Consider the following 14,289-nt stretch of genomic DNA (forward strand, 5'->3'; position numbering starts at 1 on the left):
GCCCGGCGCTCAGCCGGGCAGGCCGGCCAGGCCGGGCCCGCCGAGCGGGGTGACCTCGATGTAGTCCGGCGGCGCGGTGAGCAGCGCCAGCACGTCGCCGAGCCCGCTCTCGCCGATGTCGCGGCTCAGGGCCGCCTCCGACGACGCGGCGTCGGACCACATCTCGGTGACCCAGACGACGTCGGGCTCGTCGGGGGTGGCGTTCACGACGTAGGCGAGGCAGCCGGGCTGGGCGGCCATGTCGTCGGCGACCCGCAACAGCGCGCCCGCCAGCTCGGTCCCCTGTCCCTCCAGGGCCACCATCCGCACGTACCGGCCGACCCGCTCGCTCGTGTCCACGGCGGCGACCGTAGACGGCCGGTCCGGGCACCCCGGGGTCGGGGCGGGCTCGCCGACCCGCATCCAGGACAGGAACCGACCGCGATCGGGGGCACACTGGTCGTCGTGATGGGGACATCGGCGCGGCTGCTGCGCCTGCTCGGGCTGCTGCAGGTGCCGCGCGACTGGACGGGGCCCGCCCTGGCCGAGCGCCTGGAGGTCGACGTGCGCACCGTCCGCCGCGACGTCGACAAGCTCCGCACCCTCGGCTACCCGGTGCACTCCACACCCGGGGTGACCGGCGGCTACCGGCTCGGCGCCGGGGCCGCGCTGCCACCCCTGCTGCTCGACGACGACGAGGCCGTCGCCGTCGCGGTCGGGCTGCGGACCGCCGCGGGCGGGTCGGTCTCGGGCATCGAGGAGACCTCGGTCCGGGCCCTGGCCAAGCTGGAGCAGGTCCTGCCGAACCGGCTGCGCCGGCGCGTCGCCGCGCTGGGCACCGCGACCTCGACACTCGCCGCGCGCGGCCCGACCGTCGACGCGGACGTGCTGTCCGCGCTGGCCGCCGCCTGCCGCGACCACGAGGTCCTCCGGTTCGACTACGTCGCGGGGGACGGGACCGAGACCCGTCGCGTCGCCGAGCCGGAAGGGCTCGTGCACACCGGGCGCCGCTGGTACCTCGTCGCCTGGGACACCGGCCGCGACGACCGCCGCACCTTCCGGGTGGACCGGATGCGCCCGAAGCTGCCGGCCGGGCCGCGCTTCACCCCGCGCCCGGAACCGGAGGGCGGGATCGCCGCGTTCGCCCAGCGCGGCATCTCCTCCGGCGCCTACCCGCACCGGGCGCGAATCGTGTTCCACGCCCCGGCGGAGCGGATCGCCGAGCACGTCACCCCGGCGTCGGGGATCGTGACCGACCTGGGCGGGGACCGCTGCGAGCTCGCGGCCGGGGCCTGGACGCTGGAGTCGCTGGCGGTGTGGCTGTGCTTCTTCGGCGTCGACTTCGAGGTGGTCGAACCGGTCGAGCTGGTCGAGCACCTCGGCGCGGTCGCCGCCCGCCTCGGCCGGGCCGCGGACCACGCGCGTACGGGCGGCGCGGGCTGACCCGGTGCCCGCGCAGGAGCGGGGGGCCGGGGTGTCCCCGGAGCGGGGCGGGCGGCTCAGAGCAGCGCGCGGACCGCGCCCACGGGCGTGCCGTGGCCGAGCACGTCGGTCCGGGTCGCCCCGGTGAGCGCGGCCGACCCGGCGCCGAGGGACTCCAGCACCGCGCGGGCGACGACCGGCAGCGGCCGCGGCGACCCGTCCAGCACGGTGACGGCGAACGCCCGCCCGTCGGGCAGCGCCGCGGCCAGCACGCCCTCGGCGCCGTCCTTGGCGACCAGGCCCGGCACCGCGCCGGCGAGCCGGGTCACCGGCCGGTCCGTGCCGCCGACCCACCACGGGTGCGCGCGGACCGCGGCCCCGACCCGCCCCTCGACGGTGTCCGGGGCGGCCGTCGCGAGCGTCGCGAAGGCCCGGGCCAGCCCGGCCGGGGTGCTGCCGAACAGCGGCGCGCCGCAGCCGTCGACGGTGGTGACCCCGACCGGCACCCCGGTCAGCTCGGCGACGGTGTCCCGGACCAGCCGCTGCAGCGGGTGCGCGGGATCGCGGTAGCCGGCCGTCGGCCAGCCCGCGGCCACACAGGCGGCGAGCATCCCGGCGTGCTTGCCCGAGCAGTTCTGCAGCACCGGCGACGGCGACGTCCCCGCCGCGCGGGCGTCCGCGGCGGCCGCCGTCCCCAGCGGCAGGTCCGGGGTGTTGTCCAGGTCGGTCTCGTCGAGTCCGGCGCCGGCGAGGATGCGCCGCACACCGTCGACGTGGTCGGGCTCGCCGGAGTGCGAGGCGCAGGCCAGCGCGAGCAGCTCTCCGTCGAGGTCCAGCCCGGCCCGCAGCATCGCGACCGCCTGCACTGGCTTGAGCGCCGAGCGCGGCAGGAACACCACGTCCGGGTCGCCGTGGCCGGTCACGGTGCCGTCGGGGTGGTGCACCGCCACGGTGCCCAGGTGCACCGACTCGACGGTGCCCTGCCGCTCGACGACGGCCAGCGGGACGGCGGCGGCGACCCCGGGCGGGACGACCATGTCAGCTCGCCGAGCGAGTGTCCTGCCCGCCGAGGGAGTTGAACTGGGGGAGCGGTCGCCGGCACAGGAAGGTGCGGGCGGGCGGCGGGTTGCGCCACTCGGTCGCGGTCTCCACGACCTCGTCGAAGTGGGTGTCGAGCAGGTCGCGCAGCACCCGCACGCGGTTCGGCAGCGCCATCCAGGTGATGATCATGCTCATCACCCCGCCCGGGGTCAGCCGGCGCGCGATCGTCCCCATGACCTGCAGGCGCAGGGTCTGCGGGAACACCGCCCACGGCAGGGTCGAGACGAACGCGTCGACCTCGGTGATGCCGGCCTCGTCGAGGATCCGGTCCAGGTCGGCGACGTCGCCCTGCACGACCTCCAGCCACGGCTTGTGCCGGCGCAGGTGGGCGACCAGCTCCTCGTCGATCTCGATCGCGAGGTAGCGCGCGTGCGGGCCGAGGCGCTCGCGGATCGGCTCGGCGAGCACGCCCGGCCCCGCCCCCAGCTCGACGACGACGCCGTTCGTGCCGCGCGGCACCACCCCGGCGAGCTGGCGGCACAGCCGCCGCCCGGTCAGGAACGGGGTCGCGAGCTGGTCCATCTTCGAGAACGAGCGCTTGAAGAAGACGGCGTGGTCGGGTCGGGCCATGCGCACCATCGTGGCGGCCGCGGGCTCCGCGGTCATGTCGGGGCGACCCGGGTCACTCCGCCGCGGCCGCGGCGACCGTGTCTCCTGCCGTGTCTCCTGCCGTGTGTTCCTGCTGTGTGTTCTGCGGTGTCGGTCCTGTTAAGCGCGACGGCAGGGGCTTTCGTACACGCTGGATCCACCGTATACAGAACGCATGGCATCGGATGACGCGCTGGTCGACGCCCTGCGTCGCGCGATCGTGGAGGGCGTGTACCCGCCCGGTCACCGGCTGGTGCAGGAGGAGCTCGCAGACCGCTACGGCGTGAGCCGCATCCCGCTGCGGGAGGCGCTGCGCACCCTGGTGGGGGAGGGGCTGCTGCGCAGCGAGCCCGGCCGCGGCACCTTCGTCACCGAGCTGGACCTGGCCGAGATCGACGAGATCTACGACCTGCGCCGGATGGTCGAGCCCAGCTTCGCCCCGCACGTCGCGGAACGGGTGTCGCGGCGCGACGTCGCCCGCTTCGACGGCATGGCCGGTGAGATGGACCGGGTCACCGACACCGGTGCCGCCGCCTGGTCGCGCACCAACCTCGCGTTCCACCTGGACATGTACCGGCTCGCCGGGTTGCCGCTGCGCTACGAGCTGATCTCCCGGCTCTACCACCGCCTGGAGCCCTACTCCCGGTTCTACGTGCACGGCACCGGCGCCTACGACCGTGTGCAGGACGAGCACCGCGGGATGGTCCAGGCACTGGCCGACGGCGACGCCGACGAGCTCCGCCGTCTCGTGCTCGCCCACATCGACGGCGGCCAGGACGGCCTGCACGCGGCCTGGTCGGCCGACCGCGGCGAGCTGTCGGCGTTCTGGGCCGGACGGGACGCGCGGTGATCGCGCTGAACACCGACGTCGGGGAGGGCTTCGGCGCCTGGGTGCCGGACGACCGGCCGCTGCTCGACGTCGTCGACGCCGCCAACGTCGCCTGCGGCTTCCACGCCGGCGACCCGGACGTCATGCGCCGCACCTGCGACGACTGCGCGGCGCGCGGCGTGGCGGTCGGGGCCCACGTCTCCTACCGCGACCTCGCCGGGTTCGGCCGCCGCTTCGTCGACGTCGCCCGCGACACGCTGGTCAACGACGTCGTCTACCAGATCGGCGCGCTCTCGGTGTTCGCCGCGGCGGCCGGCACCCGGGTCGGGTACGTCAAGGCGCACGGCGCGCTCTACCACGCCACCGGCACCCACCCCGACCACGCCGACGCCCTCGTCGAGGCGGTCCGGCTCGTCGACCCGGGCCTGCCGTTGCTGTGTCTGCCCGGCACCGAGGTGTGGGATCGCGCGCTCGCGGCCGGTCTCGGCCCGCGCGCCGAGGCGTTCCTGGACCGCGGCTACACCGCGGCCGGGAGTCTCGTCCCGCGCGGACGGCCCGGTGACCTGGTCCGCGATCCCGCCGAGGCCGCCGCCCGCGCCGTCTCGGTCGCCCGCGACGGGACGGTCACCGCCGTCGACGGGACCGTCGTCAGCGTCCGCCCGCCCGGCGGCGCGGTCGCCGCGCTGTGCGTGCACGGCGACACCCCCGGCGCCGACGCACTGGCCCGCGCCGCCCGCGACGCCCTGTCCGCCGCAGGGATCGGCTGCGGTGCGGCCCCGCTCGCAGGGGCGGCCCGGTGACCGCGCCCGCCGTGCACCGCGCCGGCGACCGGTCCTGGATCGTGGACTGCCTCCCCGGGACCGTGCGCGCGGTCGCCGACGGCGCCGTGACCGACGGCTGGGACGCCTGGGTGACCGACGTCGTCCCGGCCGCGGCCACCGTGCTCGTCGTCGCGCGCCCCGGCACCCGGATGGCCGCGCTGCGCCGCCACCTGCGGACCCTTGCCGTCGGCGCCGCCGCCACCACCGTCACCGATGCGGGCGCCCCCGTCCCCCCGGCCCGGACGGTCGAGGTCGGCGTCCGCTACGACGGCGCCGACCTGCCCGCCGTCGCCGACCGGCTCGGGACCACCCCGGCCGAGGTCGCCCGGGCGCACGCCGCCGCGACCCACCAGGTCGGCTTCTTCGGCTTCGCCCCCGGTTTCGCCTACCTCGACGGGCTCCCCGACGCGCTGCGGCTGCCGCGGCTGTCCACCCCGCGGCCCCGGGTGGAGGCCGGCGTCGTCGCGATCGCCGGGAACCAGACCGTGGTCTACCCGGGCGGGACGCCCGGTGGCTGGCACCAGATCGGCACGACCACGGCGGTCCTCTGGGACGTCGACGCCACCCCGCCCAACCGGCTCGGGCTCGGCGACCGCGTCCGCTTCGTGGAGGTGCCCGCATGACCGCGCTGCTCGACCCGCCCGCCCGCGCCGCCACCGTCCCGCCCGCCGCGGGACCCGGACCCGGCCCGCGGCTGCGGGTGCTCGACGCCCGGCCGGGCGCCAGCGTGCAGGACCCGGGCCGCCCCGGGCTCGCGCATCTCGGCGTCACCGCGTCCGGGCCGGTCGACCGGGCCGCCTTCGCGACGGCGAACCGGCTGGTCGGCAACCGGCCCGGAGAGGCCGCCGTCGAGGTCACCCTGGGCGGTCTCGCGGTCGTCCTCGACGTGCCGCGCTGGGTGGCGGTCACCGGCGCCCCGGTCCCGGTCACCCTCGACGGCCGCCCGGTCGCCGACCCCCGCTGCGTGCGGGTACCGGCCGGAGCGCGGCTGCGGCTCGGCACCCCGCCGCGCGGGCTGCGCAGCTACCTCGCCGTCGGCGGCGGGATCCGACCCGCCCCCGTGCTCGGGTCCCGCGCCCGGGACTCGCTGACCGGGCTCGGCCCGCCCGCCGTCGCCCCGGGCGTCGACCTGCCGCTCGGCCCCGTGCCGGGCGAGCCGCCCGCCGTGCCGGTCGAGCTCGCCGCGCCCCGGCTGCCCGGTCCCGCGACCCGGGTCCGGTTCCACTGGGGCCCCCGCGACGGCGTCCTCGGCCCTGCCGACCGCGCCCTGCTCCGGCGCGCGCCGTGGCGCGTCTCCGGGCACTGCGACCGGGTCGGCATCCGGCTCACCGGCGCCACCCTCGCCGTCGGCGACCGGTCGCTGCCCAGCGAGGGCGTGCCGCTCGGCGCCGTCCAGGTCCCGCCGTCGGGCGAGCCCATCCTGTTCCTCGCCGATCACCCCGTGACCGGCGGCTACCCGGTGGTCGGCGTCGTCGCCGACGCCGACATCGACCTCCTCGGCCAGCTCCGGCCCGGGGACCCCCTGCGTCTGGCCGCCATCCCGTCCGGGCGCGACACCGAAGGATGAGAGGTACCCCTGTGTCCGCACCGACCACGGAATCCGCCGCGATCGTCACCTCCGTGCGCCCGCCGTTCCACCTGGCGATCCCGGTGGACGACATCGAGGCGGCCCGCGAGTTCTACGGCACCCTGCTCGGCTTCCCCCGCGGCCGCTCCGCCGAGCGCTGGACCGACTGGAACGTCGCCGGCCACCAGGTCGTCACCCACCAGGTCGGCGAGCCGTCGGACACCCCGCGCGCGGGCGTCGCCGGCACCAACCCCGTCGACGGCCACGACGTGCCGGTCCCGCACTTCGGGCTCGTGCTGAGCGTCCCGGAGTTCCGCGCACTGGCCGAGCGGCTGACCGCCGCCGGCACGCGGTTCGTCATCGAGCCGTACGTGCGGTTCGAGGGGGAGCCGGGGGAGCAGTGGACGATGTTCTTCCTCGACCCCGCGGGCAACGCGCTCGAGTTCAAGGCCTTCGCCGACCCCGAGCAGCTGTTCGCCGTCTGATCCCCACACGGTCGCGGCCCGTCCCCGGACGGGCCCGCGGCCGGGGTCATCGGCGGGATGCCGCCCGCCGATGACCCGCTGTGCCACCGGTGTCGCCGTCTCGCGCGCGCCGGGTCTGCTCCACCCACCACACCGCGATCACGCCTGCCCGCAGCAGCGGGACCCCCACCGGGAGACACCCATGACCCTATCAAGCGACGCCCCCACCGGGCGGGCCGCCGAGACCCCCTCCACCCCGTCGCCGAGCTCGGCCCGGTCCCGCCGCGCGGCGCTCGCCGCCGCGTCCGGGACCGCCGTCGAGTACTACGAGTTCGGCGTCTACGGCTACCTCGCCGTCGTCATCGGGCCGCTGTTCTTCCCCAGCGCCGACCCGGTCGCCTCACTGCTGTCGACGCTCGCGGTGTTCGGCAGCGCGTTCCTCATGCGCCCGCTCGGCGGCATCGTCCTCGGCCGGCTCGGCGACCGCCTGGGCCGCAAGCCGGTCCTGGTGTTCACGATCACCGGGATGGGCACCGCGACCGCCCTGGTCGGGCTGCTGCCGACCGCGGCCACCGCCGGCCTGCTCGCCCCCGCCCTGCTGGTCCTGGCCCGGCTCGCCCAGGGCTTCTTAGCCGGCGGTGAGGTGACCGGGTCGGCCACCTACCTCGCCGAGTCCTCCCCGGCGGGCCGACGCGGCTTCTTCGGGTCCTTCACGCCGGTCGGGGTCGCCCTCGGTGGCGGCACCGCGGCGTTGGTCGCGGGGGTCACCTCGACCCTGCTGACCGCCGAGCAGCTGAGCGCGTTCGGCTGGCGGATCCCGTTCCTGCTCGCGCTGCCGCTGGTGGTGCTCACCCTGATCGCCCGGCACCGGCTGGAGGACTCCGAGGAGTTCGAGCACAGCCGCGCGGCGGGCGAGCTGCCCAAGGCCCCGGTGCAGGAGGTGCTCACCCACCACCGGCGCGCGCTGGTGACCGTGCTGCTGCTGGCCACCGGGTCGAACGCGGGCTACTGGATCGGCCTGATCTTCATGAATATCTACCTGACCTCGGAGCTGGGCTACCCGAAGTCGAGCACGTTCTGGCTGATGGCCGCGATCGGGCTGTTCGTGGCGTGCCTGATGCCGCTCGCCGGAGCGCTGTCGGACCGCTACGGCCGCAAGAAGCTCATCGTCGCCGGGTTCCTCGGCTACTCCGTGCTGATCCTCCCGACGATGGCGTTGATGGGCACCGGCGACTTCACCCTGGCCGTCCTCGGCATGTTCCTGCTGGCCCTGCCGATGCCGGTCGTGCAGGCCGTCACCTACCCGACCTACGCCGAGCAGTTCCCGACCCGGGTCCGCTACACCGGCCTGTCCCTGGCCTTCAACGGCGGGACGATCATCGGCGGCGGTCTCACCCCGTTCCTCGCGACCTGGCTGACCTCGGTCACCGGCGACCCGCTCGCACCCGGCTACCTGCTGATGGTCGCGACGGTCGTCGCACTGCTGACCCTGCTCACCGTCCGCGAGACCGCCCGCCGGGAGCTGGCCCGATGACCGCCGCGACGACGGCGCCCGCCACCCCGGCCGAGCTGCGGGCACTGGCCGCCGCCGGGGGCTGGACCGGGCCCACCGCGGGCCTGTTCGGCGGGTACCAGCAGGCCAACCTGGTGGTGGTCCCGCAGGCGACGGCGTACGACTTCCTGCTCTTCTGCGTGCGGAACCCGACGCCGTGCCCGCTGCTCGGTGTCGGCGACACCGGCGACCCGGTCGTCACCGTCGGGGACACCTGGGTCGACGTCCGCACCGACTTCCCGCGCTACCGGACCTGGCTCCACGGCGTCGAGGACGGCGAGCCGACCGACCTGCGCGACCGGTGGCGCGCGGACTCGGTGGCGTTCCTGCTCGGGTGCAGCCACACCTTCGAGGAGCCCCTGGAACGGGCCGGGGTCCCGGTGCGGCGCAACCCGCGCTCGTCCGCGCCCGCGGTGTACGTCACGACCTGCCCGACCGTGCCGGCGGGCCGGGTGCACGGACCGCTGGTGGTGAGCATGCGCGCGGTGCCCGCCGCGCTCGTCGACCGGGCCGTCGAGGTGACGGCGCGCTACCCGACCGGGCACGGCGCGCCGGTGCACGTCGGGGACCCCGCCGCGATCGGGATCGCCGACCTGGCCCGGCCGGACTTCGGGCCGGAGCCGGTGGTCGAGGAGGGTGACGTGCCGGTCTTCTGGGCCTGCGGGGTCACCCCGCAGCTGGCCCTGCCCGGCTGCGGTGCCGAGTACGTGTTCACCCACGCGGCCGGGCACATGGTCGTGCTGGACCACTCCGTCGACGCCGCCGCGGGCGCCGCTCCGCACGGATGACGCCGCCGTCCCCCGCTCAGGCCGCGCGGGCGGGGGACGACGGTGCCGCGGGGAACAGTGCCGCGACCCGGGCCGCGGACGCCTGCGCCCGCGCCGTGGTCCCCAGCACACCGAGCACCACGACCACGACGGTCAGCGGCACCACGACCGCCCACGCCGTCGCCACCCCGGCGGCGGTGCTCGCCGCGGTGGCGACCACGGTCCCGCTGATCGCGACGCCGAACGACTGCCCGGCCTGCCTGCTGGTCGAGGCCACCGCCGCGGCGACGCCGGCCCGCTCGGGCGGCATCCCGTTCACCGCCGTGTTCGTGATCGGCGGGTTGAGCAGTGCGAACCCGCAGCCGAACACCCCGTGCGCGACGAGCACGAGCCACAGCGGGGTGGCGGGGGAGAGCTGGGAGAAGGTCAGCGCGACCGCCACCATCGCCGTCCCGCCGAGGACGAGCGGCAGCCGGGCCCCGCGCGCGGCGACCATCCGCCCGGCCAGCGGCGCGACCACCGTCGTCGCGACGGCGGCCGGCAGCAGCGTCAGCCCGGCCTGCAGGGCGCTGAGCCCCCGCACGTCCTGCAGGTAGAGCGCGGACAGGAACAGCAGCGAGCCGAACGCCGCGAACGCGCAGACCGCGATCACCGTCGCCGAGGTGAACGGGGCGCTCCGGAAGAACCGCAGCTCCACCAGGGGCTCGGGGTGCCGCCGCTCCCAGACGACCAGCAGGACCAGCGCGCCGACGGCCAGCGCCGCCAGCCCGAGCACCCCCGCCGACGACCAGCCCAGCCGCGGCCCCTCGATCACCGCCGCCACCGTCGACCCGAGCAGCGCCACCACCAGGAGCTGCCCCACCGGGTCGGCCCGCCGCGGACGGGCGGCCCGCGACTCCGGGACGAGCCGCGCCGTCAGGACCCACGCCGCCAGCACCACGGGGATGTTCACCCAGAAGATCGCCCGCCAGCCGACGGTGTCCACGAGGAGCCCGCCGAGCACCGGGCCGAGGCCCAGCGAGATGCCGACCATCGCGCCCCACACCCCGATCGCGCGGGCCCGCTCCCGGACGTCGGTGAAGACGTTGGTGATGATCGACATGGCGACCGGGTTGAGCATCGCGCCGCCGAGCGCCTGCACCACCCGCGCCCCGATCAGCCAGCCGACCGTCGGAGCCAGGCTGCACAGCAGCGACCCGATGCCGAACACGACGAGCCCGGTCCGGAAGACGCGGCGGCGCCCGACCCGGTCCGCCGTCGCGCCGGCCAGCATCAGGAAGCAGGCCAGGACGACGGTGTAGGCGTCGACGGTCCACTGCAGCTCGGTGATCGAGGCGTGCAGGTCCGCGACGAGCGCGGGCAGTGCCACGTTGACGATCGTGACGTCCATCGAGACGATCAGGATGCTGGTGCAGAGCACGGTCAGGATCAGCAGCCGGTGCCGGCGTCCGGCGGGACCGGCCGGCACGACGACGTCGTTCCCCACGGCATCTCCTTGTCCGGAGCTAACGAACTGGGAGCGACGATAGCCTGCCCCGCGGTGCCGGGTGCGGCGGTCGGGCCCGATGCCTACAGGTGGGTGGAGTAGAAGCCGGCGAGCCGGTCGACCGCGGCGTCGACGTAGGTGGGCTCGTCGTACATCTCGTAGTGGCCCGCCCCGTCGACCACCATGAGGTCCACGGGGTTCGGGGCCGTCTCCCAGAGCCGCATGCCGGCCTCGGAGGAGCCGGTGGTGCCGACGCGGCCGGCCAGGACGACCTGCAGGGGTTGGGTCATGAGCGGGTCGACCAGGTGGAACGCGTCGTACCCGAGCAGCAGGGAGTCCCCCCGCGCGAGGCGACGGTTCGTCGAGTACTCGCTCCCGCCCCGTCCGGTGCGGTAGTACCGGATCGCCTGTGTCGTGTCGATGTCGTCCACTCCGAGCGCGGCGGCCTCCTCGGCGTTGTCGGGGAGCCACTTCTCGCGGGTGAGGTGTCCTGCGCGGTTCTCGGCCGAACGGGCGTCCGCCATGGCGTCGAGTGCGGCGACGGGGCCGTCGGACGCGCCGCGGCGGAACGCGGTGCCGATGTCCACGGGGACGACCACGCCCACGGCCCTGATGCGGTGGTCGGTGCGGGCGGTGTGGACGGCGTACCCGCCACCGGCGCAGATGCCGAGCACGCCGATGCGCCGGGGGTCGATCCCGGCCGTGGTGTCCAGTGCGTCGAGCGCGTAGCTGATGTCCTCGCCCCGCCGGTACGGGTCCTCGAGGTCGCGCGGCTCGCCACCACTGCGCCCCTGGTGGGCCGGGTCGAGGACGAGCGCGGCGATGCCGCGGTCGGCGAGGCGGCGGGCGTACTCGGCGCCGATCTGCTCCTTGACGCTGCTGCCCGGGGTCGACAGCACCACGGCAGGCCGGGGAGTCGACCCGTCGGTGCCGGGGGGCAGGTGGAGATCGGCGGCGAGCCGGATGGGCCCGCGCGGGATCGTGATGTGCTGCAGTGGCACGGGAGCCCCTCCGTCTAGGGTCGACAGCGGTCGAAGTTCGACATGCAGGTAGTTCGACTTCGACTCTGTTCGACATCGTACGGAATGGGAGGTGCTCGTGTCGGTCGACGCCGCGCAGCTGTGGTCGCTGAACCATCGGCTGCTGACCGTCGTGCTGGAGGAGTGCGTCGCCGACCTGGCGGAGCTGGGCCTGGAGACGAAGGAGTTCTTCGTCCTCGCCGAGGTCGCCACGTCCCCCTACCCGGCCCAGCTCGCCGCGACGCTGGTCATCCCGAAGGCGAGCGTGACGGCGTACGTGCGCACCCTGGTCGGCCTCGGTTACCTGCGCCGGGAGATCGACGACGCCGACCTGCGCCGCCACCGGCTCGTCCTGACCGCCGAGGGGGAGGCCGCCCGCGACCGGGCCCTCGCCGCGCTGGCGCGGGAGTTCGACCGCAGGCTCGCGCGGATCCCGCCGCAGGACCGGGCCGAGCTGGCGCGGATCCTGCTCGCCCTGCTCGGGCCGGTGGGGTAGACCGCCGGGCCGGGACCTCGCAGGATCTCTCGTCGTGGGCCGGCAGCCCCGTGGCCCGCTAGCCTCGACGTGCCAGGCACGATCGACCCGTCCGGGACGGAGGCCGCGATGCGGATCATCGCGCTCGAGGAGCACTTCCTGGATCTCGACGTCGCGCGGGCGAGCAGGCCCGAGGCCGAGCGGCTCAGCCCCGGCTCCACCGCGGCGTACGCCCCCGGGACGGGGTACCCCTACACCCCGGCGCCCGAGGTTCTCCTCGATCTGGGCGAGGGGCGGATCGCCGACATGGACGCTCACGGCATCTCCGTGCAGGTCCTGTCCACCCTCTCCACCCAGCAGCTGCCCGCCGACGTCGCCGTGGAGCTCGTCCGGAAGGTCAACGACCGCACGGCGGCGGCCGTCGCGGCGCACCCGGACCGCTTCGCCGCCTTCGCCGCGCTGCCGACGGCCGTGCCGGAGGCCGCCGCCGACGAGCTCGCCCGCGCCGTCGGTGAGCTCGGGTTCGTCGGATCCATGATCAACGGCCGGACCGGGGGCGGGTTCCTCGACGAGCCCCGGTTCGACCCCGTCCTGCGGCGGTCGGCGGAGCTGAGGGTGCCCATCTATCTGCACCCGGGCGTCCCGCCGGTCGAGACCTCCCGGTCGAACTACGAGGGCGGGCTCGACCCGATCGTCACGGCCCGGCTGCAGACGAGCGCCTGGGGCTGGCACGTCGAGACGGGGACCCACTTCCTCCATCTGGTCCTCGCCGGGGTGTTCGACCGGTACCCGGACCTGCAGCTCGTCCTCGGCCACTGGGGCGAGATGGTCCCCTTCTACCTCGAACGGATCGAGGAGGCCCTCCCGCAGCGGATCACCCACCTGGACCGTCCGGTCGGGGACTACTTCCGGGAGAACGTCCACATCACCCCGAGCGGGATGTTCAACCAGGCCCAGCTCCGGTTCTGCGTCGAGACGGTCGGGGTGGACCGGATCATGTTCAGCGTCGACTACCCGATGCTGGGCAACGACGGCGCCCGGGCGTTCCTCCGCGAGGCGGACCTGCCCCCGCTCGCGATGGAGAAGATCGCCCACCTCAACGCCGAACGGCTGCTGGGGCTGCCGGGATGAGCACGGCCGGGAACCGTCGGCACCATGAGCTGCAGGGGACAGGACGAGCTGTGGGGGTAGGACGATGACGTCCTACCCCCACAGAATCGGTGGTGCGCCGTCAGGGACTTGAACCCCGAACCCGCTGGTTAAGAGCCAGCTGCTCTGCCAATTGAGCTAACGGCGCGTGCTATTCGGTTGTGATCGTGCGTGCGCCGTCAGGGACTCGAACCCCGAACCCGCTGGTTAAGAGCCAGCTGCTCTGCCAATTGAGCTAACGGCGCATGTGTACTTGTCCGTCGCACGGCTCTGCTGCTGCAGAATCGGCGACCGGGTGAGTGACGGGACTTGAACCCGCGGCCCCCTGGACCACAACCAGGTGCTCTACCAACTGAGCTACACCCACCATCGCGATCTCCCGGACTCCCGGAAGCGCTGGAGAAACTATAGACCGGGGTCCGCGGGAGCCCTCAGCCGGGGGTCGTACCGGTCTGCGGGGGTGCCGCGACGTGCGCGACCGCGGCCGCCGCGGCCTGCGCCTGCTCGGTCGTCGGACCGGGCGGGGCCACGAACAGCGCCTGCCGGTAGTAGGCCAGCTCGCGGATCGACTCGCGGATGTCGGCGAGCGCGCGGTGCGCGAGGCCCTTCTCCGGCTTGGCGTAGAACACCCGGGGGAACCAGCGCCGCGCCAGCTCCTTCACCGAGCTGACGTCGATCATCCGGTAGTGCAGGTACCCGTCGAGCTCGGTCATGTCCCGGGCGATGAAGCCCCGGTCGGTGGCGATCGAGTTGCCGGCCAGCGGCGCGGACCGGGCGTCCGGGACGTGGGTGCGGACGTAGTCGAGCACCATCTTCTCGGCCTGCTCGACCGTGACCGTCGCGCGCCGGACCTCCTCGGTCAGCCCGGACCGGGCGTGCATGTCGCGCACGACGTCGGGCATCGCGTCGAGCTTCGCGTCGTCGCAGGCGATGACGACGTCCACGCCCTCGCCGAGAATGTTCAGGTCGCCGTCGGTGACCAGGGCTGCGATCTCGATGAGGGCGTCGGACCCCAGATCGAGCCCGGTCATCTCGCAGTCGATCCACACCAGCCGATCGGTCATCGTCAC

At 75.0% G+C, this 14,289-nt stretch carries 16 protein-coding genes and 3 tRNA genes; 10 read left to right on the plus strand and 9 right to left on the minus strand.

What is annotated here, in order from left to right:
• Positions 1-9: 9 nt before the first annotated feature.
• On the minus strand, positions 10-339 hold the full coding sequence (locus Ae505Ps2_RS14145; protein ID WP_020623433.1) for an antibiotic biosynthesis monooxygenase family protein: 330 nt from the start codon (positions 337-339) through the stop codon (positions 10-12).
• 105 nt (positions 340-444) lie between these two features.
• Here Ae505Ps2_RS14145 and Ae505Ps2_RS14150 point away from each other — a divergent pair, with 105 nt between their 5' ends.
• On the plus strand, positions 445-1,422 hold the full coding sequence (locus Ae505Ps2_RS14150) for a transcriptional regulator (RefSeq protein WP_075553686.1): 978 nt from the start codon (positions 445-447) through the stop codon (positions 1,420-1,422).
• 56 nt (positions 1,423-1,478) lie between these two features.
• Here the strand turns inward: Ae505Ps2_RS14150 and Ae505Ps2_RS14155 are convergent, their stop codons facing one another.
• A complete protein-coding gene (locus tag Ae505Ps2_RS14155) occupies positions 1,479-2,438 on the minus strand; it encodes an asparaginase (RefSeq protein ID WP_075307780.1) in 960 nt (319 codons plus the stop codon).
• A gap of 1 nt (position 2,439) precedes the next feature.
• Positions 2,440-3,072, minus strand: a complete 633-nt coding sequence (locus tag Ae505Ps2_RS14160) for a methyltransferase domain-containing protein (RefSeq protein ID WP_158071458.1) — start codon at positions 3,070-3,072, stop codon at positions 2,440-2,442.
• Between the two features lie 193 nt (positions 3,073-3,265).
• Here Ae505Ps2_RS14160 and Ae505Ps2_RS14165 point away from each other — a divergent pair, with 193 nt between their 5' ends.
• The 7 genes from Ae505Ps2_RS14165 (at position 3,266) to Ae505Ps2_RS14195 (ending at position 9,111) form a co-directional block, all read left to right on the plus strand.
• On the plus strand, positions 3,266-3,940 hold the full coding sequence (locus Ae505Ps2_RS14165) for a GntR family transcriptional regulator (RefSeq protein ID WP_020626001.1): 675 nt from the start codon (positions 3,266-3,268) through the stop codon (positions 3,938-3,940).
• Positions 3,940-4,719, plus strand: a complete 780-nt coding sequence (locus tag Ae505Ps2_RS14170; RefSeq protein WP_075312188.1) for a 5-oxoprolinase subunit PxpA — start codon at positions 3,940-3,942, stop codon at positions 4,717-4,719. Before Ae505Ps2_RS14165 ends, Ae505Ps2_RS14170 begins: the two co-directional genes overlap by 1 nt.
• Complete coding sequence (locus tag Ae505Ps2_RS14175) at positions 4,716-5,363, plus strand: carboxyltransferase domain-containing protein (protein ID WP_158071459.1); 648 nt, start codon at positions 4,716-4,718, stop codon at positions 5,361-5,363. Before Ae505Ps2_RS14170 ends, Ae505Ps2_RS14175 begins: the two co-directional genes overlap by 4 nt.
• Positions 5,360-6,307, plus strand: a complete 948-nt coding sequence (locus Ae505Ps2_RS14180; protein ID WP_084786276.1) for a biotin-dependent carboxyltransferase family protein — start codon at positions 5,360-5,362, stop codon at positions 6,305-6,307. The genes Ae505Ps2_RS14175 and Ae505Ps2_RS14180 overlap by 4 nt, the downstream gene beginning before the upstream one ends.
• A gap of 11 nt (positions 6,308-6,318) precedes the next feature.
• Complete coding sequence (locus tag Ae505Ps2_RS14185) at positions 6,319-6,792, plus strand: VOC family protein (protein WP_020625850.1); 474 nt, start codon at positions 6,319-6,321, stop codon at positions 6,790-6,792.
• A gap of 181 nt (positions 6,793-6,973) precedes the next feature.
• The gene (locus tag Ae505Ps2_RS14190; protein WP_075553687.1) at positions 6,974-8,305 is read left to right on the plus strand and encodes an MFS transporter; all 1,332 of its coding nucleotides are present in this window, start codon (positions 6,974-6,976) and stop codon (positions 8,303-8,305) included.
• Positions 8,302-9,111, plus strand: coding sequence for a DUF1445 domain-containing protein (locus Ae505Ps2_RS14195; RefSeq protein ID WP_075553688.1), 810 nt, complete (start codon positions 8,302-8,304; stop codon positions 9,109-9,111). Before Ae505Ps2_RS14190 ends, Ae505Ps2_RS14195 begins: the two co-directional genes overlap by 4 nt.
• A gap of 16 nt (positions 9,112-9,127) precedes the next feature.
• Here Ae505Ps2_RS14195 and Ae505Ps2_RS14200 read toward each other — a convergent pair whose 3' ends face one another.
• Together Ae505Ps2_RS14200 and Ae505Ps2_RS14205 are read right to left on the minus strand one after the other, a co-directional pair.
• Positions 9,128-10,576: an MFS transporter gene (locus Ae505Ps2_RS14200; protein WP_255407894.1), complete on the minus strand. Its 1,449-nt coding sequence runs from the start codon at positions 10,574-10,576 to the stop codon at positions 9,128-9,130.
• 83 nt (positions 10,577-10,659) lie between these two features.
• Positions 10,660-11,577 (minus strand): alpha/beta hydrolase, encoded by a 918-nt coding sequence (locus Ae505Ps2_RS14205; protein WP_075307774.1) that lies wholly within the window; start codon positions 11,575-11,577, stop codon positions 10,660-10,662.
• 91 nt (positions 11,578-11,668) lie between these two features.
• Between Ae505Ps2_RS14205 and Ae505Ps2_RS14210 the strand changes: the two genes are divergently transcribed.
• Together Ae505Ps2_RS14210 and Ae505Ps2_RS14215 are read left to right on the plus strand one after the other, a co-directional pair.
• Positions 11,669-12,091, plus strand: coding sequence for a MarR family winged helix-turn-helix transcriptional regulator (locus Ae505Ps2_RS14210; RefSeq protein ID WP_233147456.1), 423 nt, complete (start codon positions 11,669-11,671; stop codon positions 12,089-12,091).
• A gap of 69 nt (positions 12,092-12,160) precedes the next feature.
• The gene (locus Ae505Ps2_RS14215) at positions 12,161-13,201 is read left to right on the plus strand and encodes an amidohydrolase family protein (protein WP_020625856.1); all 1,041 of its coding nucleotides are present in this window, start codon (positions 12,161-12,163) and stop codon (positions 13,199-13,201) included.
• 90 nt (positions 13,202-13,291) lie between these two features.
• On the opposite strand, the gene Ae505Ps2_RS14220 is transcribed toward Ae505Ps2_RS14215, so the two are convergent.
• The 4 genes from Ae505Ps2_RS14220 to orn form a co-directional block, all read right to left on the minus strand.
• Positions 13,292-13,367, minus strand: a tRNA-Lys gene (locus Ae505Ps2_RS14220).
• 24 nt (positions 13,368-13,391) lie between these two features.
• Positions 13,392-13,464 (minus strand) — tRNA-Lys (locus tag Ae505Ps2_RS14225).
• Between the two features lie 49 nt (positions 13,465-13,513).
• A tRNA-His gene (locus tag Ae505Ps2_RS14230) sits at positions 13,514-13,586 on the minus strand.
• A gap of 64 nt (positions 13,587-13,650) precedes the next feature.
• Complete coding sequence (orn, locus tag Ae505Ps2_RS14235) at positions 13,651-14,283, minus strand: oligoribonuclease (protein ID WP_043280303.1); 633 nt, start codon at positions 14,281-14,283, stop codon at positions 13,651-13,653.
• Positions 14,284-14,289: the final 6 nt, after the last annotated feature.

This window comes from Pseudonocardia sp. Ae505_Ps2, from assembly GCF_001932425.1.
Taxonomy (GTDB): Bacteria; Actinomycetota; Actinomycetes; order Mycobacteriales; family Pseudonocardiaceae; genus Pseudonocardia.